Genomic DNA, 19,502 nt, shown 5'->3' with positions numbered 1-19,502 from the left:
GACAGACTGTAATATTATGTAAGTTAATTCTTGAAAGTTATATTATGCTTCTCTACAAGAACATGAAACAAAAAGGATGGAACAGCACATTAGATCGCTTTTTCTACTGCAGCATTCCAATCAGGAAAATAATGAAGGGCATGCCTCATTAAATCTGGATGGCTTGTTTTTATTTTCTTTTTGTTCAATTGCTCTCCGTTAGAACGCAAACCTTGAATTGCAGTGATTACTTCATCAAGACTCATTGTCACTTCCATTAACTTGCCTCCTTCAGTAGATTATCTACATTATTGCCCCTTTTATTTTATTTAAACAAGGCAAGTTTATTTTATTTCCTTGGAAACCGCATGATATGTCATTTTAGACTACCGTTTGACACAGGCTGTTTAAAAATTTAGCTGCTTTTTGTTTGTCGCAACGTTTAGCAAACTATATAATAATAGGGGTTAAGTGCAAAACTGCACAAGTTAGGCCGTTTCAATTTAAAAGGGAGTGTAGGGACTAATATGAGAATTAAATATTTTTCTGGAGTATTTCTAGCATTTATGCTTCTGTTTATGATAAATGTGTCAAATGCTTCTGCACATGCCTATATCGTCAATTCAAATCCAAGTGAAAATGAAAGCTTGGACGAGGCACCGAAGAAAGCTTCTATTGAATACAATGAAAAAATACAGTCGGGTTTTGCTGTGTTTAATGTTACGAATTCAGCTGGTGAAAAAGTCGATAAAGGAAATGTGGAAGTAAACAATAAAACCTTGTCTGTAGATTTACAGGAAAATTTAAAAGATGATGTCTATACAATGGAATGGCGTGTCGTATCGGCAGATGGACATTCCATCTCCGGGCTCGTTCCATTCAGTATCGGTGAGCTGCCTGAAGGTGTTGAGCTTCCAAAACAGCAATATACAGCAGATACAAGCAGTATGGTGAGTGTTTCGATTAATAAAGTATTTTTATACACTGGATTGTCTGTCTTTATGGGACTTGTTCTATTTTATCTTGTTTGGTTCAGACCTGATGCACTTGAACAAAAGGTCAGAATCAGATCAAAACGAGTTGCTGCAGCTGCTTTGACTCTGATTGGAATTAGCTTACTGTCCTTTATTATCATTCAGACACAAGTAAATGCAGGTGTATCCTTCTTCCGGGCATGGAGTCCGTCCTTGCTGATTGAGACACTGAAAAGCACAAAAGAAGGAACTATTTGGGCTATTCAAATGCTTCTGTACATAGTGCTGCTGCTTGCTGTAATCTATGTGTTTAAAAAAGGCGAGTTATTAAAAAGAAGGCTATGGATTTTGCCGTTAATCAGTTTTATAGGAATTGTTGTCTGCAAAGCTTTTATTGGACACCCATCGAGTTCTCCATATGAAACTGTCGCGGTTCTGATGGACTTTTTCCATCTTACAGCAGCTTCGATTTGGCTTGGTGGGATTATCGTCACCATCTTTCTCTTGAAGGAAGGGATTTTTGCAAAAGAAGGGCAGCAGCATGATGTGTACTGGAATACACTTCAGTCCTATTCTCTGTGGGCCTTGTTCACAGTAGCAGTTCTTGCTATTTCAGGGGCTGTTAACGGCTCCTTGCTCATCCCAGATTTTCATTCACTAGTAAGCACGACATACGGAATCACCTTGCTAGTGAAAATTGGCATTTTTGTATTAATGATCGGATTCGGGGCTTATCATCTTGTCAGCAGAACCTTGCTTTCCCGCCAGAAATTTTATAAAAAGACAATCATAATAGAAATGGTCCTTGGTGTGCTCCTGCTTGTTATCACAAGCGTCTTTACACAATTGCAAACACCGACACTGCCGATTGATCAACCTTTTTATGGAGAAGCAGAAATCGATTATAATGAGAACTTGAGTCTGACTGTCTCCCCAAAGAAAACAGGAATCCAAAATCAGTATGAAGTAACTCTATTTGATAATGACAGAGATCCGTTAGAGGATCCTGAACAGATTACAATCGAATTAAAGCAGGGAGACCAGGAAACTTCCTTCGCTCTTGAAAAGGCAGAAGACGGGAAATACACATCTAATAATCTTCAGCTCAATAAACCTGGGAAATGGGAAGTGACCGTTCATCTGTTGTTTAAAAACTTGGACAGCTATGACATTCCGTTTGAATTTAATGTTAGATAGCTTGTTAGAGAAATAATTATTTCTTGGGAAAGCGCAAGAAATGACAGAATTCTCATGTTAAGTCGCTTTTGCAGAGTTTCTGTCGAAAGAGAAACATATGTTTGTAAAGAAGAAAAGCCGTGCCTTTAGTAAACTGAAAGGCATGGCTTTTCTATTTAATGGATTTTTAAGCTGCTTCTTTTGAAATAAGCGTTGTTTAACCGGTAAGCAATGATTCCTGCCACTGCGGTAAAGATAATATCTTTTATTAGCGGTATGAGCATCCAGCTCCAAGCAAGAGCATAGGAGAAGCTGTCAGGCGCTTGCGCCCACCATTTATAGGAAAAATACATCCAGTTCGTGCCGAAAAGATAGTTAAGGATTAACCCGACAAAGCTGCTAATAATGAATCCAGCTAATGAGCTGTTTTTCTCGCGAATCCAGCCAACTGTAAAGGCAAGTAAGATATAGCTGAGAATGAAGCCGAATGTTGGACTAATAAGGATTCTTAAGCCGCCTGAAAGCCCGGAAAATATCGGAAATCCGGCAAGACCAATCAGCATATAGCATAGCATGGCGACAGCTCCGAGTCTTTTGCCTAATAATAAACCGGCCATAATCGCAAAGAATGTTTGCAAGGTGATAGGTACGCCTCCGATTACTAGGAAGCTCGTTACATTTGCACCAATTGCCATCAATGCCACAAACAAAGCTACCATTGTAATATCAATCGCTCTCCATTTTTTCATAAGAATCATCCTTTATAAATTATGTATATTGACTAAAATTTACTATAAAGGGAGATTGTATATATGTCAACCTATTTTATTTTTTAGTTAACCTATTTAATTAGATGAACATACATAAAGCTTGCTGGATTGTTTCATACTACTAATAAACAAAAGCAGAAAGGAGAATACCCATGCAAAAAATGATCAAAAGCATTATTGGTATAACATTACTCAGTTGTTTATTTTCATTTCATACGCAGGCAGCCCCAGCAGAAAAAGAGCTCCCATCTTATGTGAAATGGGGCCAGATAGCGATGACAAAGACAAAGGAAAAGTATCCGAACAGTGAGATTATTGACTATAAACATATCGGAAAAGATACGCAAAAAAGCACTTCAATTGAAAAGTTCAAGTTAATTGTAAAGCAGCAAGATAAGAAAGTAGGAGTCATGGTTAATTTGACGTTTGACACAAGAACAGAAAGATTGATCAATGTGGACTTGAAAGAAGAGGCTCCATAAGTTAATAAACTAATAAACTCCACTAGGTCTCTAGTGGAGTTTATGGAAAGAAGATTTTACACTAGTAAGCCTTCTTTATATTCTTTTTTTAATGTTGGCCAAAAGTCTTTATTTGCCTCAATTAAATCGTCCAGTACTGCTTTAGCTGTTTGGGCAGACGGAAGTGTTTTATTTAGCGTAAACGCTTGAAGGGCTTTTTCGTATGACCCTTCGATTATTGCTTCTACAAGAATCTTCTCAGAAGCGAGCTGCTGTTCAATCATCGCTTTATAGAAGTATGGTATGTCCCCGACAAATTCCGGCTTAGGTCCGTCTGCTGTAATGAATGCAGGTACTTCTATCATTGCATCTTGTGGCAGGTTTGGAATGGTGCCATTATTTTCTGTCATAACTAAATAGCGTTTACCAAGATCTTGAGCGATTGATACGGTCACATCCACAATGAATGTCCCATGTACACCAACTGCAAAGGAATCCTCTAAAATGCCAGTTTCCTGAAATTTATCAACTGTTTCAAATAATGTTTTTTCTCTGCCGTCCATTACTTCATTAGCCCTTGTGTAGTCTTTGTTGGATGTTTCTACAATATGATCCGGGAACAAATAGTATTGCAAGTATGGGTTTGGCAAATATTCAGGGAAATGATCCATTATCAATTTAATATTCTTAAATGTTTTAATCCAAGATGAATCAGCATGACGGTAGTCAATTTTAGAAACATCCTCCGTTAATAATCCATGTTTATAAACATGCTCTCTCACTTCATTCAGTCGCTCCACACCGTCCACTTTAATAGAAGTGAACCAGCCGAAATGGTTTAAGCCGAAGTAGTCGACAACAAGCTCTTCCCGTTCCACACCAAGGATTGCTGCTATATTGCGCATTGTAGCAACTGGCATGTCACAAATATTTAGGACTCTTGCTTTCGGGCGAAGCTTGCGAACACCTTCTGCCACAATGGAAGCAGGATTCGAATAGTTAACAATCCATGCTGTTTCTTTCGCGTACTGCTCTACATAATCAATAAGCTCAATCATTGGAGAAATGGTTCTTAAACCGTATGCTAAACCTCCAGGTCCGCATGTTTCTTGACCGACTACATTGTGAGAAAGTGGGATTTTTTCATCGAGCTCACGCATCGCATATTTTCCGACCCTCATTTGAGCAAAAACAAAGTCTGCATTTTCGAATGCTGTTTTCGGATCTGTCGTTTCTGTAACAACGATAGAGTCCGTATACTCTGCAATAACAGCCTTTGCAGCAACCACCACTTTTGCTTGTCTTTGGCCATCAATGTCATAGAAGCGTATTTCTGATAGAGGCAAATCTTCCAGTCTGTCCATTAAACTTCTAATAATGCCTGGTGTATAAGTGCTTCCTCCGCCTGCAACTGCTAAGATATATTTTTTCATGTTATAATCCTCCTAATTGTTGGTCTACTTGGTCACGTACACTCTTCACATTCAATCCATATACAACTTGCACATTGTTGCCAGATTTAATAATTCCTTTTGAGCCTGTTTCCTTTAGAACTTGTTCATTGACTGCATCTGGGTCTTTTAAAATCAAGCGCAGCCTCGTATAGCAATTATCTACATTTTCTATATTTTCACTGCCTCCAAGCGCTCCAATAATAGTAGCACCTAGTGCAGTAGGGGAGCTGTTTTGTCCAGGTGTTTGCAATGTTTCTGCTTGTTTTATGTTTTCTGAAGCAGCTTCTTCTTCTTCACGTCCAGGTGTTTTTAAATTTAATTTCAGGATTAGGAAGCGGAAGATGATGAAATATAAAGCAGCCATCAGTAAGCCTGTTAAGATGAACATTGGCCAGTTTGACTTCGTAGTTCCTAACGGAAGATTGTACAGCAGGAAGTCAATGAATCCGTTTGCACCAATTGCATGGACACCGAATAGGCTAAGCAGCATCATGCCTGTACCTGTTAATACTGCATGAACAACGAACAGGATAGGTGCTGTGAACAGGAATGCGAATTCAAGCGGCTCTGTCACACCTAATAAGAAGGATGTGAATGCTGCAGGGAAGAGAATCGCTTTTGCCGTTTTCTTTTTCTTTTTATCTGCAGTCATATACATCGCAAGGGCTGCACCCATTAGGCCAAACATTTTACTAAGACCACGAGCATCCCAGTTAACTGTACTGCTTAATACTTCAATAGTGGGATCAGCCATTTCGGCAAAATAAATGTTTCGCGCACCATAGATGATCTCTGAGCCGATATGGGCAATATCGCCAAGCTCTGTATAAAGGAACGGTGTATAAACAAGGTGATGCAGTCCTGTCGGGATAAGAATTCTTTCCAGAAAACCATATACAAGGAGACCGAAAACACCAAGATTTTTGATGCCGCTAGCAAGTGTTGTGATTGCACTTTGTGCGAATGGCCAAAACTCTGCAGCCAGCGCACCTAGTATCATCGCACTAGGAATGGCGAGAATTGCAACAAAGCGGTGGCCGGAGTAGATAGCAAATACACCTTTAAATTCGATGTCACAATATTTGTTATGCAATATTCCGACAAGGGCCCCAAGCATAATGCCGGAGAAAACACCCATTTCAAGCACTTGCACATTCAGCACCATTGCTTGTCCAGCTGATTGCATGGATTCTAGCGGCACAAGCCGTCCCGTGAGATTTAAGACTTGATGCATGGCATTAATAAAGATGACGAAAGTAACTAGTCCTGTTAAGGCAGCATAGCCTTTATCCTTTTTTGCCAGCCCGATCGGAATACCGACAGCAAATATTAATGCCAAGTTCTGCAGGATAGAAACAGCAGAAGCAGAAATAAACTTGCCTGTATTTTGAATAATAGGTATCTCTAAAAATGGAATGTATTGTGCAAGATTTCCATTTCCAAACACATTGCCAAAAGCGATAAAAAGTCCGATAATCGGCAGTAACAATATTGGTGCAAATAATGATTTTCCAAAGGCTTGGAGACCATTCACCATTCTTTTCATATATGATCCTCCTTATGTGCGAAAGCGTTATCAAATTATAATTAAAGTATAGCGGCATGCCGTATCCTTTGAAAGGGTATTCAAGCCATCTGTACTTTGTCTTTCAATCATGTAACATGTTACATTCTTAAGTATTTTAATATTCAGTGATAATGCCTTTTTTAACAGCAAGTGCTAAAAGCAGGTCAATGAGCATGAACATATTCGACTCATAGGAAGTAACTTCAAATTCCTGCTGTGATTCTATCGTCGGATCAAGAACAGTAAAAACGATATCGGCAATATTAGCAGTAGCACTTTTGCTGTTCCCAGTAAATAGAATCGTTGTTAATCCTCTTTCTTTAGCAATCTCCACCTTCTCGACGACTTTCGCCGTGTTTCCAGAGCGGGAAAAGATAATAAGCAGCCTGTATTTTTCAATATTGTTGAGAAATATCGCCCTGCTGTCACTAGTTGATGAATTCGATACATAATAACCGAACAGCTCCAGTTTTTTTGCTAAGTAATTGGCGAATAATGTTGAAAAGCCTGCTCCATAGAAATAAATCATGTTATTTTCGTTGATGACAGATAAAAATCGCTCAATGCTCTTTTCATTTAATGAATCAAACGTTTGTTCAAAATGCTGTTTAAATGTATTTACTGCTTCTGTTAAAGGCTGATGAATGTCTTCTATGTATTCAGCATCAATGTCTACAAGCTTTGCTGCCTTTAAATTCAAATGATAAATAAATTCGCTATAGCCGCTAAACCCCAGTTTTTTACAAAGCCTGATAATCGTTGTAGTCGACACAAATAATTCAAGTGCTGCAGCGCGGATGCTCAGTGTTTCGTTCTCTAATTTTTTTCGGATTAAAAACAGAAGGATTTCATTCTCTGCTTCTGTTAAATGTCTTTCATTAGCATAATCAAAGTAAAGATGATCAATATTTTTCACGAATAAATCATTCCTCATATAAAGTTTTATATATGTATCTTATCAATAGCTGTACTAAATAAAATAGTCTAAATCTGCAAAATGCGCTTCTGTTTATTGTTCACCAATACAGCAGATATTTTGTATACGTTTATCTCCACATGAATAGGTCAAAATAGTTGAATAAGCATATGTATATTGATTTAATAAGAAAGAAAAGAATTTGTAGGAAAAACAAGTGAAATTTTTGGGGGCAATTACATGGAAATTGGAATAAGTACGTTCGTAGAAACAACACCAGATACGAACACTGGCAAAACAATCTCGCATGCAGAGCGGATCAGAGAAGTTGTGGAAGAAATCGTTCTTGCTGACAAGGTAGGATTAGATATTTTTGGTGTAGGAGAGCATCACAGAAAAGACTATGCGGCATCATCACCAGCTGTTATTCTTGCAGCTGCAGCAGCACAAACAAATAATATTAGGCTGACAAGTGCGGTAACTGTGTTGTCTTCGGCAGATCCTGTGAGAGTATATCAGGATTTTGCCACACTTGACGGAATTTCAAACGGAAGAGCAGAAATAATGGCTGGAAGAGGTTCGTTCATTGAATCATTCCCGCTGTTTGGCAACGATTTGCAGGATTATGATGAGCTTTTTGCCGAGAAGCTTGATTTACTGTTAAAGCTTCAATCGTCTGAAATGGTAACATGGAGCGGCAAGTATCGACCTGCTATTAATAATAGAGGCGTATATCCAAGACCTGTTCAAGATCCGCTGCCGATTTGGATAGGAAGCGGCGGTAATGCGGAATCCGCTGTAAGGGCCGGTATTTTGGGTCTGCCGTTATGTTTAGCAATAATTGGTGGGAGCCCAGTGCAATTTGCACCATTAGTGCAGCTGTATAAGCGAGCAGCAGCACAGGCTGGTCATGATCCAGCTCGGCTTCCAGTTGCATCCCATTCGCATGGGTTCGTAGCGGAAACAACGGAAACAGCAGCTGATAAATTCTTCCCGTCTACAGCTCAGGCAATGAATGTCCTTGGTAAGGAAAGAGGCTGGGGGCCATACAGCAGGGCAAGCTTTGATGCGGCTAGAAGCTTTGAGGGCGCACTATATGTCGGCGATCCTCGCACAGTTGCAGATAAAATCATCCATCTTCGCAAACATGTCGGTGTAACTAGATTTATGCTTCATGTACCTGTCGGCAGTATGCCACATGAAGACGTTATGAAAGCAATTGAGCTGCTTGGCAAGGAAGTTGCACCAATTGTCCGCAAAGAAGTAGCGGATTGGGAAAAAACACTATAAGAAATATGCAAACCTGCAAACAAGTTTGGAAACAAACTGTTTGCAGGTTTTTTTATGGCTGATTTTTCTGCAGCTATCATAATAATTAACGAGTGCATATAGCGATAGTGTTTGAAATCCAAATAAAACAAACTAAAAACAACAATACAAACATATTATTTTGTAAAAATACAAAAAAACAAATAAAAACAGATGAAAAAACAAGATGTTGGTAGTATAATAGAAACATAATAAAAAGAAAAGGCTTACAAGAAAGGGTTTGGAGATATGATGAAAGTCTCAATATTTATAACTTGTTTAGCAGACATGTTTTATTCCAATGTCGGAAAAAGCACGGTGGAATTATTGGAGAAGCTTGGTTGTGAAGTCGATTTTCCTGAGCAGCAGACATGCTGCGGCCAAGTTTCCTTTAACAGCGGTTATCACAAAGAAACAAAGGAAGTCGCCAAGCATATGATTAAGGTATTTGAAGCTTCAGAGTATGTTGTCGCTCCATCTGGCTCCTGTGTGGCCATGCTTCATGAATACCCGCACTTATTAAAAGACGAAAAAGAATGGAAGGAAAGAGCAGATAAACTCGCAGCCAAATCCTATGAGCTGACACAATTCATTGTAGAGGTTTTAAAAGTTGAGGATGTCAAGGCAAGCCTGCCGGCGTGTGCTACTTATCATAAATCATGCCATATGACGAGGCTGCTCGGAGTAAAGGATGCACCAAGCAAGCTGCTTTCACAGGTTGACGGCTTAACAGTTAATCCTCTTCCAAACAGTGAAAATTGCTGCGGCTTTGGCGGAACGTTCTCTGTTAAGATGGGGCCAATTTCCGAACAAATGGTGCAGGAAAAAGTTGAATCGGTTGAAGCAGCCAATGCAGATGTGCTGATTGGTGCTGATTGCGGCTGTTTAATGAATATTGGCGGTTATATCAACAGACAAGGTAAACAAATAAAAGTGATGCATATAGCAGAAGTTCTAAATAGTGAGGTGAAATAATATGCCGATGAAAATAGGAGATCAGCCATTTTTCGGAAGAGTAAAGGATGGTTTGGAAGACAGCTTTATGCGCTCTGCTGTTACTTCCGCACAAGAGAGAATGCAAGGCAAGCGGCTTGCAGCAGTGGAGGAGCTTGGAGACTGGGAGGAATGGCGCAAGCTTGGAGAGGAAATCCGCACACATACGCTGGAGAATCTGGACTACTATTTAGAAAAACTCAGTGAAAATACAGCTAAAAGAGGCGGCCATGTGTTTTTTGCTAAAACAAAGGAAGAAGCAAACGATTATATTAAAAGCGTTGTTGAAAAAAAACAAGCAAAAAAAATCGTGAAGTCTAAATCGATGGTAACAGAAGAAATCAATTTAAACGAAACACTAGAGGCTGCCGGATGTGAAGTGATAGAAACCGATTTGGGAGAATATATCCTCCAGCTGGATGACCATGATCCGCCATCCCATATTGTCGTGCCAGCACTGCATAAAAATAAAGAACAAATCAGAGATACGTTTAAGGAAAAGAAAGGCTACCAAAAAACAGAAATACCAGAAGAATTGGCATTGTTTGCGAGAGAACAGCTGCGCCAGGAATTTTTGACAGCAGATTTAGGGATAACAGGCTGTAATTTCGCTGTTGCTGATGCTGGCACAGTCTGTCTCGTCACTAATGAAGGGAATGCAGGACTAGTGACTGCACTTCCAAAAACACAAATCACTGTCATGGGAATGGAAAGAATTGTCCCGACATGGGAGGAGCTTGATATCCTTGTTTCCTTACTGTGCCGCAGCTCTGTCGGCCAAAAACTAACAAGCTATATCACAGGTCTAACTGGGCCGAAGGAAGAAGGCGATGTAGACGGACCAGAGGAATTTCACTTAGTTATCGTTGATAATGGCAGATCCAATATTCTTGGAACAGAATTCCAAAGTGCGCTCCATTGTATTAGATGTGCTGCATGTATTAATGTCTGCCCTGTTTATCGTCATATTGGCGGCCATTCGTATGGTTCCATTTATCCCGGTCCAATTGGAGCTGTTTTGACACCCTTGCTTGGAGGCTATGAAGAATATAAAGAACTGCCTTACGCCTCGTCCCTTTGTGCTGCTTGTACAGATGCTTGTCCAGTGAAAATACCCCTTCATGAATTGCTGATTAAGCATCGCCGCAAAATAGTGGAGGATGAAGGGAAGGCCCCGATGGCAGAAAAGCTGGCGATGAAAGGCTATGAGTTTGCTGTTAAACATCCGAGCATTTACCAGGCTGGCACAAAATCAGCTCCAGTTGCTCTCAAACCATTCACTAAGGATAACAGCATTAAAAGTGGGCCTGGTCCAGTTAAGCTTTGGACAGATACCCGCGACTTGCCGGCACCAAGCAAACAAAGATTCCGAGATTGGTATAAACAAAAAAGAAAACAGGAGGATCAGCATAATGGAGGGTAATGTCACAAATAAGGAATCATTTTTGGACCATATCGCCCAAAAGCTGAACCGGCCGAGAGGGCAAGCTATTAAAAAACCTGACTGGAACTATAAGCCCCAGCTGAATGTCCTGCAAAACGCCAATCAGGATGACTTGGCTGAAGTGCTGAAAAAGCAATGCGAAGTCATCCATACAGACTATATAGAGGCATCTGCTGATGAGGTTGCTGAAACAATGGAAAAGATCTTAAAAACTAATCAATTGCGTTCAGTAATTACATATGATGACCCCCGCTTTAATGAGTACGGCCTTAATGAAATCAAACAGAATGAATGGAAAGTAAACGGAATTAGCACTTATATTTGGGATAACACCAAAAAGCAAGAAAATATAAACGCTGCTGAAACAGCGGATGTTGGTATTACAATCAGCGACATGACATTGGCTGAATCAGGCACAGTACTGTTATTTTCCAACCGTAATAAAGGCAGATCTGTCAGCCTTCTGCCCAAAACCTTTATCGCAATCGTGCCAAAAAGCACGGTTGTGCCGCGAATGACACAGGCAGCAACAGCGATTGCCAAGCTTGTAGCGGATGGCGAGGATATTGCAAGCTGCATTGACTTTATCACAGGACCAAGCAACAGTGCTGACATTGAGCTTAATCTTATTGTTGGCGTCCATGGACCGATAAAAGCTACCTATATACTTGTAAAAGACAAATAAACAAAAATAAATAAAAATAAAACAAAAGTATATACAAAATAAACAAAAGTGAGTTATAATAAAAACAGATAAAACAAACATAAATAAAGATAAAGCGGAGGAGAACAAAAATGGTAAAAAGCTTATGGCAAGAAGAAAAGGCAGCACAATTAGCTAGTGGACTTGATGAGTTAGTTTATCGCTCCAATTTAATCGGGACAGACCGGGCTGTCTGCAACTGGGGCGGCGGAAATACTTCCATGAAAACAACCGTAACAGATTTCAGAGGCCGTGAAGTTGAAGTGATGTGGGTAAAAGGAAGCGGCTCTGACTTAGCAACAATGAAAGCGCATAATTTTACAGGTTTGAAACTAGACGACATCACCCCGCTTATTGAAAAAGAAGAAATGCCAGATGAAGAGATGGTTGAATATTTGTCACACTGCATGATCGACAGCAAACATCCTCGTGCATCTATTGAAACATTATTGCATGCATTTTTGCCATTCAAGCATGTAGACCATACGCACCCTGATGCAATCATTAGCCTTTGCTGTGCAGATAACGGCAAGCAAATTGCTGAAGAAATTTACGGCAACCGCTTTGTTTGGGTTCCATACATTCGCCCTGGATTCACTTTATCTAAAATGATAGCAGAAGGGGTAAAAAACAATCCCAATGCTGAGCTAGTACTAATGGAAAAGCATGGTTTAGTTGTGTGGGGAGATACAGCTTCGGAAAGCTATGAAAAAACAATTTCTATCATTAATGAAGCAGAATCCTATATTAATAGTAAAATAAACGAATCACAAACATTCGGCGGCGCTAAATATGATTCACTACGCGTGGAAGATGCTGAAGAGATTTTGGCTGCTGTTATGCCAGTTATCCGCGGAGCTGTTAGTGAAGAAAAGAAGATGCTGTTAACTTATGACAGAGGAGAAGACGTCCTTGAGTTTGTGAACAGCCATGATGCAAAAACATTGTCACAAGTCGGAGCAGCTTGTCCAGATCATTTAGTTCATACAAAAATGGTGCCATTATATGTAGAATGGGACCCAGCAACAAAGGATATCGCTGCATTGAAGGAAGCAGTGAAAGAGGGAATAGCAGCATTTAAAGAATCCTATACAGCTTATTTTGATAGAAATAAGAATGAAGGAGATCAAATATTTGAAACAGCACCCCGCGTTATTTTAATACCAGGAATCGGCATGGTTAACACAGGCAAAAACGTTGCTATGTCTAAAGTAAGCGGTGCCTTGTATCACAGAGCAATTTCTGTTATGAAAGGTGCAACAGCACTAGGAAACTTTGTGTCCTTGAATGAAAATGAATCCTTCAATGTGGAATATTGGCCATTAGAGCTATATAAATTATCACTAGCACCTAAGGAAGCAGAATTTTCACGTAAAGTGGCATTCGTCACAGGCGGAGCTGGCGGAATCGGCAGTGAAACATGCAGGCTGCTCGCATCACAAGGCGCGCATGTTGTTCTGGCAGACTTGAACTTAGAAGGTGCAGAAAAGGTAGCCGCAGAAATCAATGAGACATATGGAGAAGAGCGTGCTATTGCAGTGAAAATGGATGTTACAAGTGAGGAAGCAGTACAAGCTGCCTACAAGCGGACAGCTCTTGCTTTTGGCGGTGTTGATATTATCGTTAATAATGCAGGCTTGGCAACTTCTAGCCCGTTTGATGAAACATCGTTAAAAGAGTGGAATTTAAATATGAATGTGCTTGGCACAGGGTATTTCCTTGTTGCAAGAGAAGCATTTAAACAAATGAAGGAACAGGCTCTAGGCGGAAGCATGGTATTCATCGGTTCGAAAAACTCCGTTTATGCAGGCAAAAACGCAGCTGCATACAGTGCAGTCAAGGCAATGGAAACACATCTTGCCCGCTGCATCGCTGCCGAAGGAGGAGAATATGGCATCCGCGTCAATTCAGTACTGCCTGATGCAGTCTTGCAAGGTTCTGCTATTTGGGGATCTAGCTGGCGTGAAGAAAGAGCGGCAGCCTACGGAATTGAACCAGATCAGCTTGATGAGCATTACCGTAAACGCACCACTTTACTCGTTAACATTTATCCGAAAGATATTGCAGAAGCTATCAGCTATTTTGCATCATCAAAAGCAGAGAAAACAACAGGCTGCATGATTACAGTCGACGGTGGAGTTCCAGCAGCATTTACAAGATAAATAAGAGAAGGAGGACAAAATTTGTCCTCCTGTTTTCTATTTTATAAGGAAAAAGCAGAGGGATTTTATGCGAATATAGAAAATAACCTTGTCATAGACAAAAAATATTAAAGATTAAAAATCAAGGATAATACTATGACAAAAGTATTACATTTTAACTGTTTTTTCACTAATTATGGAAGGAGATTGGGAGAATAATGTTTTTTTCGGCAAAACCTCGGGTAAATTGACAACGGGTTGGTAATCTTTGGGCAAATAGTTATAGGTTGGAATCCTCCATTTATCGCATATATTCTTTTTCCTAGATGTCTTAATATTATCTTACAAAGAGTTATTGGGGGTCGTTTTATTCATGACAAGTTTAGTAGGAGCTGACGGCGAGCTTAAAGTCTTAAGGAGAAACAGACATACAGACAAACCTGTCTATACTACTAGAATGGAAAAGCGTGAATTAGAGAGAAATCTTCCAAGCTTAGATATAAGAGACGCTTGGAATATCAAATCCGTTCTGGAAAGCATTAAAGAAAGCTTTATGGAGCATGTGGCAAAGGTTAGGAAAATGGTGCAAGCAAGTCCGGCAAAACGGCTTGTAGTTACAGGGATTTTTACGGTTCTCTTTTCATTAGGCGCAAGTACTGCTTCTGCATGCATCCAGGAATATACATATGAAGTGAAAAAGAATGAAACAATTACAGAGATTGCAGCTACTCATGGTGTAACGGCAGAAGCGATTACAAATGTGAATGGCACTGTGTCCCAAGGGGATAAAATTTTGTTGCCAAAGGTGCAAGACAAAAAAGTAACAGCAACCGTGCTTAATATTCGTGCAAAGGCAACAACAGACAGCAGCATTATCGGCAAGCTGAAACAGGGGAATATGGTCAAAGTTTCATTTATTAAAAACGGCTGGGCCGGCATTCTTATTGATGGCCGTCTTGCCTATGTAAGCGCTGCTTATTTAGCAGATTCGGCTGTTAAGACATCGGAAACAACAATCAAGACAGTGACTAAATACGTGACAGCAGACTCTTTAAGGGTGAGGAGCGGCCCGTCTACAAAAGATGCTGTACTTGGCTCATTGAAAGAAGGAGCGAAAGTTACAGTGAAAGCAGACAAAAATGGCTGGTCCTCAATCGATTACAAAGGGAAAAAAGCCTATGTAAGCAGTGCTTACTTAGCAAATAAGACATCAGCGAGTGAAGCTGTCAAAAATACGGAAACTGCAAAGGATACAAAAACATATACTATTAAAAAGGGTGACACTTTTTATAAAATCAGCAAAAGTTATGGAATCTCTGTTTCCCTATTACAAGAAGCAAATCCGAATGTTGATCCAACTAAACTTCGAGTCGGCCAAGTTATTAACATACCTGCGATTACATCTTCTGACAGTCTCCTGAAGGTGGAGGCGACAATTGGCGGAATTAGTCCAGACGGCACCGTGCGTTTTATTACAAATGACGGCGTTACTTATGCTGCAAAGCCGGAAACAGATGGAATCCTCAACAGCCTTTATGAAAAGCAAGGGCAAAAGGCTACTTTAACTGTAAAGGCAAAAAGAGGGCAGCAGATGGTTATTACGGCGGTTAAGTAATCTAAAAGAATGCAGCAATTCCTTCCTATTAAATAAGTGCTTCTGTATATGAAAAGGATGATTTTATAAGCTGCCGCTTGGCAGCTTTTTTTATTTTTCATAAACATGCTCAGAAAAAAGTCTATCTGTTAATAACTGTAAAGGTTATAATGGATAAATAAGGAAGGAGTTGTTAGATGCATAAAAATCTTTTGGCCTATTCCATAATTTTTCTAGGACTTTGCGTAGCAGCAGGCTGATGGGGCATTGCCAGCTCTTTAAAATCAGAAGGAAACTATGAGGTAATTCCCAGTAAACGATAATAATATTCTTTTATTCAATAAAGAAACCGGTGAGTATTGGCAAAAATTTGTGCCGTCTAAAAGGACCGACAGACTGGGAGAAGCAAGATTCACCTGTAGCTGACTAAGCTAAACAATAGAAAATAGAGAGGAAATAATAAGCAGCATGAAATATATCATCTTATTTGCCATAGTATGGGCAGGTGTATACTTAATTGAAAAACTCCTATTTAAATTGCTAGGTGTTCAAAAAAAGAAGGTATCTAAAACAGAGGGAAAGAAGGCAGACATATTCGGAAGGGTAATCATCGCCATATTAATCGTTTGTACCTCGCCGTTTATATTGGATGCCGATAGCTCCTTTATCTGGCCGGCATATTTGCTTGTCATATTCGGATACGAAGCATTCATGGAATGGAAATACATAAAAGGATCAAAACAATATATTGGCACCATTATTTTCATGATTATCTTTGGAGTAGCATTTTATCTCGCCATATATTTTGAATGGATACTTAAAGTCTAATTGCTAAGCGGATACCCGCTTAGCTTTTTTATTCTCTTGTAAATAAATTTTACGTATCCAAATAAAGTAAGAAATGTCTAAATCAGCAATAAAATTATCCGCTTTTTTGACAGTTGTGGAACCTACTGGAAAACGTTTTCATTTTATTAGATTTTTTTCACTTTTTTCGTTACTAGCTTAAGAAAAAATAAGTATAATAACCTTGCATACATACTAGAAAGGCATAAAGCTTGTAATTTATGGGAGGGAAGTAATGTGTATATGAAAGTTGATTCGTTTGCATTGCTTAATGAGTTTAATCAAATCTGGATGGAGTGCTGGGTTGAAAAGGGATATGGCTTTGAAATGTCTGAGATGGATGCAGACCGTTTTTTAATAATTGATCCAAATGAACAAAAAGTAGGAACTATTGAATTTAAGCCATATTCTCTCCATCCGACTAATAATATTAACAGTGTTTTCCCCTTTCACGAGCTGGAGAAAATTAAATCGTTGAAACTAGAGCAAATTATGGAGATTGATAAGGTAGCAATTTTAAAGAACCATCGCGGCAAAAATTTAGAAAGGCTGTTAACTTTGTATGTGGATTACGCACAATCCCGCCAAATCACCCATTGTGTCGTTCTGTTGGAAAGAGTTTTTTTTCGAGCATTAAAAACTGTTTACAAAATACCACTGGAAACTGCCGGCGAAAAAATATACTATAAAGGAGATTATGTCATTCCTGCTATCCTATATCCACAAGAGATATATGAACATAAAGATAAATTTTCTTGGCTGATTCAGCCAAAAGATATAAAAAGAAAAACGATATTTAAATAAGAATGGAGATATAGATGTCTAGTCTAAGTACAAAACGGTTTGCCTATTCCTTTATCGTTTTTTTTATTGTGGCAAACGTCCTTTGGAATATCATCTTCAGCAGCAATCAACAGCTGCTGGACTGGGGCGGTGTAAGCTTCCAGTTGATTGCCTGCAGTGCATCTATCTATTGGATCCTATCCACATTTTTAAAAGATAAAACTTCAGCTAAAAGCTTTTGGCTTTTGCTTGCATTAGGGGTGCTGTTCTATCTTGTCGGCACAATGCTTTGGAGCTATAACCAATTTATTTTAAATAATAATAGCGGCTATGGTAAATTAGCAGAGAAATTTTTTATCGTACAGAACATTTTATATTTTTTGTCCTTGCTTGTCCTGATTAACCAGATTAAAAGTTCGCTTTTAACCATTAGATTTTTGCTGGATATCTTAATTGCGATGTCGGCAGCAGTAACCTTTAGCTGGTTGTTTTTAATTAGACCTTTATTCAGTCAATCTGCTAATATTAGCTTTTCGTTAACAGAATTGATTTATCCCATATTAGATCTTATTGTCCTAGTAGGGGTAATTAGTCTTTTTAATACATCGAAAAGAGTTTTGGCTAAGAAAACTACCTTTCTGCTTGTTGCTGGTTTACTTACACAAATAGTCGCAGACACGATTTTTACTTATCTTAAAGTGATCGATGCTTATTCTGTCGGCAGTATTAATGAACCAATGTGGATATTATCTGCCCTTTTAATTGGGCTCTCAGGTATCTATCATCAACCAGCGCCTGCTTTTGCATTATCGCGCAATAACACACAGGAAAATGAAAATATTTACATAAAGCATATTATTCCCTATTTTGGTGTATTGATATTGACCTTCTATTTTACGTATTTGCTGTATGGCACACATCCGGTTTTTCTTGGATTATCCATCAGCATTATCCTGCTGATAATAAGGCAAATCTTTACATTGCTTGAAAACGACAGATTAGTCGATGATTTAAACAGATTAAATGAAGGTTTAGAGCAGAAGGTAAAAGAAAGGACAGACAAGCTCGTCGAAATTATCAATTCGATGGAATACCTTGCCTTTCATGATGTTGTTACAGGACTGCCAAATCGCAGGTATATGGAAAAGCGGCTTGCACAGGCTTTAGAGAATAACTGCTCAAGTAAAAAGCTTGCCTTTATCCTTCTAGATTTAGACCGATTCAAGCATATAAATGACAGTCTTGGCCATTCCTATGGTGACTTGCTTTTGAAGGAAGTGGGGGAAAGATTGTCAGCCAACGTTTCCCCAAATGGGGTTGTCTGCAGAATTGGCGGTGATGAGTATGCGCTCCTGATTGAAAATGCAGAGATCTGTAAAATCGAAGAACTTGCGCAATTAATACTTAAGAGCTTGCGAGAGTCCTATTTTATAAATAATGTTGAATTGAATATTACACCAAGTATTGGCATTGCTATGTATCCTGATCACGGCAGCGACCTAGATGCTTTATTGATGAAGGCAGATACGGCCATGTACAATGTGAAAGAAAATGGTAAAGATCATTTTAAAGTATATAATGGCTCCATGAGTATGAAGTCTATAATGGAATTAGAGCGCTCGATAAGAAAAGGGCTTGAACGAAATGAATTCATCTTGCATTACCAGCCGCAAATATCCTTACACACTCGTCAAATTGTTGGCGTGGAAGCATTGGTGCGCTGGGAGCGACCAGGAATCGGTCTTGTTCCGCCAGGTGAGTTTATTCCCATAGCTGAGGAAACAGGCCTCATTTTGCCAATCGGAGAAAGTGTTTTATGGCAGGCTTGCAGGCAGTCTGTGCTATGGTGTAAAAAGGGATTCCCTGATTTACGAATTGCTGTCAATATTTCATCTCTGCAGTTTCAGCAAGAGAATTTCGTTAACCTAGTAAAGACGATTATGAACGAAACTGGTGCAAATCCAAAAAACATTGAGCTAGAAATAACGGAGAGTATTGCGATGGGACCAATTGAACAAAATATGTCCAAGCTTGCTTGTCTAAAGGAAATGGGCTTTAATATTGCCATTGATGATTTTGGAACAGGCTATTCCTCTTTGCATTATTTAAGCAAATTTCAGATTGACAGATTAAAAATTGACCGGTCTTTCATCACCTCGTTGGAAAAAAGCGAGAAAGATACAGCGATTGTCCGAATGATTGTAATGATGTCAAAGGCATTAAACGTAAAAGTTATTGCGGAAGGTGTAGAAGACGAACATCAAAGAGCATTTCTAGAAGAAGTCCAATGTGATGAATTGCAAGGTTACTTGTTCAGCCGGCCGCTAAATGTGGAAGACTGTGAGAAGTTTCTTGTGAACAATGCATTGTGACAGAATAATGGAATCAAAAAG

The 19,502-nt window shown here is 39.2% G+C and carries 16 protein-coding genes; 11 read left to right on the top strand and 5 right to left on the bottom strand.

Features of this window, described 5'->3' with window-relative positions; translation table 11 throughout:
- Window positions 1-89 precede the first annotated feature (89 nt).
- Entirely contained in the window at window positions 90-257 is a 168-nt protein-coding gene (locus tag L8T27_RS10585) for a hypothetical protein (protein ID WP_233313715.1), read from the bottom strand.
- A gap of 249 nt (window positions 258-506) precedes the next feature.
- Between L8T27_RS10585 and L8T27_RS10580 the strand changes: the two genes are divergently transcribed.
- Window positions 507-2,150 (top strand): copper resistance protein CopC, encoded by a 1,644-nt coding sequence (locus L8T27_RS10580; RefSeq protein WP_237941499.1) that lies wholly within the window; start codon window positions 507-509, stop codon window positions 2,148-2,150.
- A 155-nt stretch (window positions 2,151-2,305) separates the two neighbouring features.
- Here L8T27_RS10580 and L8T27_RS10575 read toward each other — a convergent pair whose 3' ends face one another.
- Window positions 2,306-2,878, bottom strand: coding sequence for a biotin transporter BioY (locus tag L8T27_RS10575; protein ID WP_237941498.1), 573 nt, complete (start codon window positions 2,876-2,878; stop codon window positions 2,306-2,308).
- 173 nt (window positions 2,879-3,051) lie between these two features.
- On the opposite strand from L8T27_RS10575, the gene L8T27_RS10570 reads away from it, so the two are divergent.
- Window positions 3,052-3,381 (top strand): DUF3889 domain-containing protein, encoded by a 330-nt coding sequence (locus L8T27_RS10570; RefSeq protein WP_233313718.1) that lies wholly within the window; start codon window positions 3,052-3,054, stop codon window positions 3,379-3,381.
- A 56-nt stretch (window positions 3,382-3,437) separates the two neighbouring features.
- Here L8T27_RS10570 and L8T27_RS10565 read toward each other — a convergent pair whose 3' ends face one another.
- The 3 genes from L8T27_RS10565 to L8T27_RS10555 form a co-directional block, all read right to left on the bottom strand.
- Window positions 3,438-4,793, bottom strand: a complete 1,356-nt coding sequence (locus L8T27_RS10565) for a 6-phospho-alpha-glucosidase (protein WP_233313719.1) — start codon at window positions 4,791-4,793, stop codon at window positions 3,438-3,440.
- Between the two features lies 1 nt (window position 4,794).
- Entirely contained in the window at window positions 4,795-6,360 is a 1,566-nt protein-coding gene (locus L8T27_RS10560; RefSeq protein ID WP_237941497.1) for a PTS transporter subunit EIIC, read from the bottom strand.
- 136 nt (window positions 6,361-6,496) lie between these two features.
- Window positions 6,497-7,297: a MurR/RpiR family transcriptional regulator gene (locus L8T27_RS10555; protein WP_233313721.1), complete on the bottom strand. Its 801-nt coding sequence runs from the start codon at window positions 7,295-7,297 to the stop codon at window positions 6,497-6,499.
- A gap of 240 nt (window positions 7,298-7,537) precedes the next feature.
- On the opposite strand from L8T27_RS10555, the gene L8T27_RS10550 reads away from it, so the two are divergent.
- From L8T27_RS10550 to L8T27_RS10510, 9 genes are all read left to right on the top strand, one after another.
- Entirely contained in the window at window positions 7,538-8,587 is a 1,050-nt protein-coding gene (locus tag L8T27_RS10550) for an LLM class flavin-dependent oxidoreductase (RefSeq protein WP_237941496.1), read from the top strand.
- A 270-nt stretch (window positions 8,588-8,857) separates the two neighbouring features.
- The gene (locus tag L8T27_RS10545; protein ID WP_233314746.1) at window positions 8,858-9,580 is read left to right on the top strand and encodes a (Fe-S)-binding protein; all 723 of its coding nucleotides are present in this window, start codon (window positions 8,858-8,860) and stop codon (window positions 9,578-9,580) included.
- A gap of 1 nt (window position 9,581) precedes the next feature.
- The gene (locus L8T27_RS10540; protein WP_237941495.1) at window positions 9,582-11,021 is read left to right on the top strand and encodes a LutB/LldF family L-lactate oxidation iron-sulfur protein; all 1,440 of its coding nucleotides are present in this window, start codon (window positions 9,582-9,584) and stop codon (window positions 11,019-11,021) included.
- Window positions 11,008-11,727, top strand: a complete 720-nt coding sequence (locus L8T27_RS10535) for a LutC/YkgG family protein (RefSeq protein WP_233314747.1) — start codon at window positions 11,008-11,010, stop codon at window positions 11,725-11,727. Before L8T27_RS10540 ends, L8T27_RS10535 begins: the two co-directional genes overlap by 14 nt.
- A gap of 89 nt (window positions 11,728-11,816) precedes the next feature.
- The gene (locus L8T27_RS10530; protein WP_282581434.1) at window positions 11,817-13,907 is read left to right on the top strand and encodes a bifunctional aldolase/short-chain dehydrogenase; all 2,091 of its coding nucleotides are present in this window, start codon (window positions 11,817-11,819) and stop codon (window positions 13,905-13,907) included.
- A gap of 352 nt (window positions 13,908-14,259) precedes the next feature.
- Window positions 14,260-15,501 carry an SH3 domain-containing protein gene (locus tag L8T27_RS10525; RefSeq protein ID WP_237941493.1) on the top strand — a complete coding sequence of 414 codons (1,242 nt, stop codon included), beginning with the start codon at window positions 14,260-14,262 and terminating at the stop codon, window positions 15,499-15,501.
- Between the two features lie 447 nt (window positions 15,502-15,948).
- The gene (locus L8T27_RS10520) at window positions 15,949-16,308 is read left to right on the top strand and encodes a DUF4181 domain-containing protein (protein ID WP_237941492.1); all 360 of its coding nucleotides are present in this window, start codon (window positions 15,949-15,951) and stop codon (window positions 16,306-16,308) included.
- A gap of 255 nt (window positions 16,309-16,563) precedes the next feature.
- Window positions 16,564-17,130 carry a hypothetical protein gene (locus tag L8T27_RS10515; protein ID WP_233313727.1) on the top strand — a complete coding sequence of 189 codons (567 nt, stop codon included), beginning with the start codon at window positions 16,564-16,566 and terminating at the stop codon, window positions 17,128-17,130.
- 14 nt (window positions 17,131-17,144) lie between these two features.
- Complete coding sequence (locus L8T27_RS10510; protein WP_237941491.1) at window positions 17,145-19,481, top strand: putative bifunctional diguanylate cyclase/phosphodiesterase; 2,337 nt, start codon at window positions 17,145-17,147, stop codon at window positions 19,479-19,481.
- Window positions 19,482-19,502 lie beyond the last annotated feature (21 nt).

Origin of the sequence: Niallia sp. Man26 (genome assembly GCF_022049065.2) — a bacterium.
Lineage (GTDB): Bacteria > Bacillota > Bacilli > Bacillales > Cytobacillaceae > Niallia.
The sequence above is the reverse complement of the archived record's forward strand: the minus strand, read 5'-3'. Positions and strand labels throughout refer to the sequence as shown.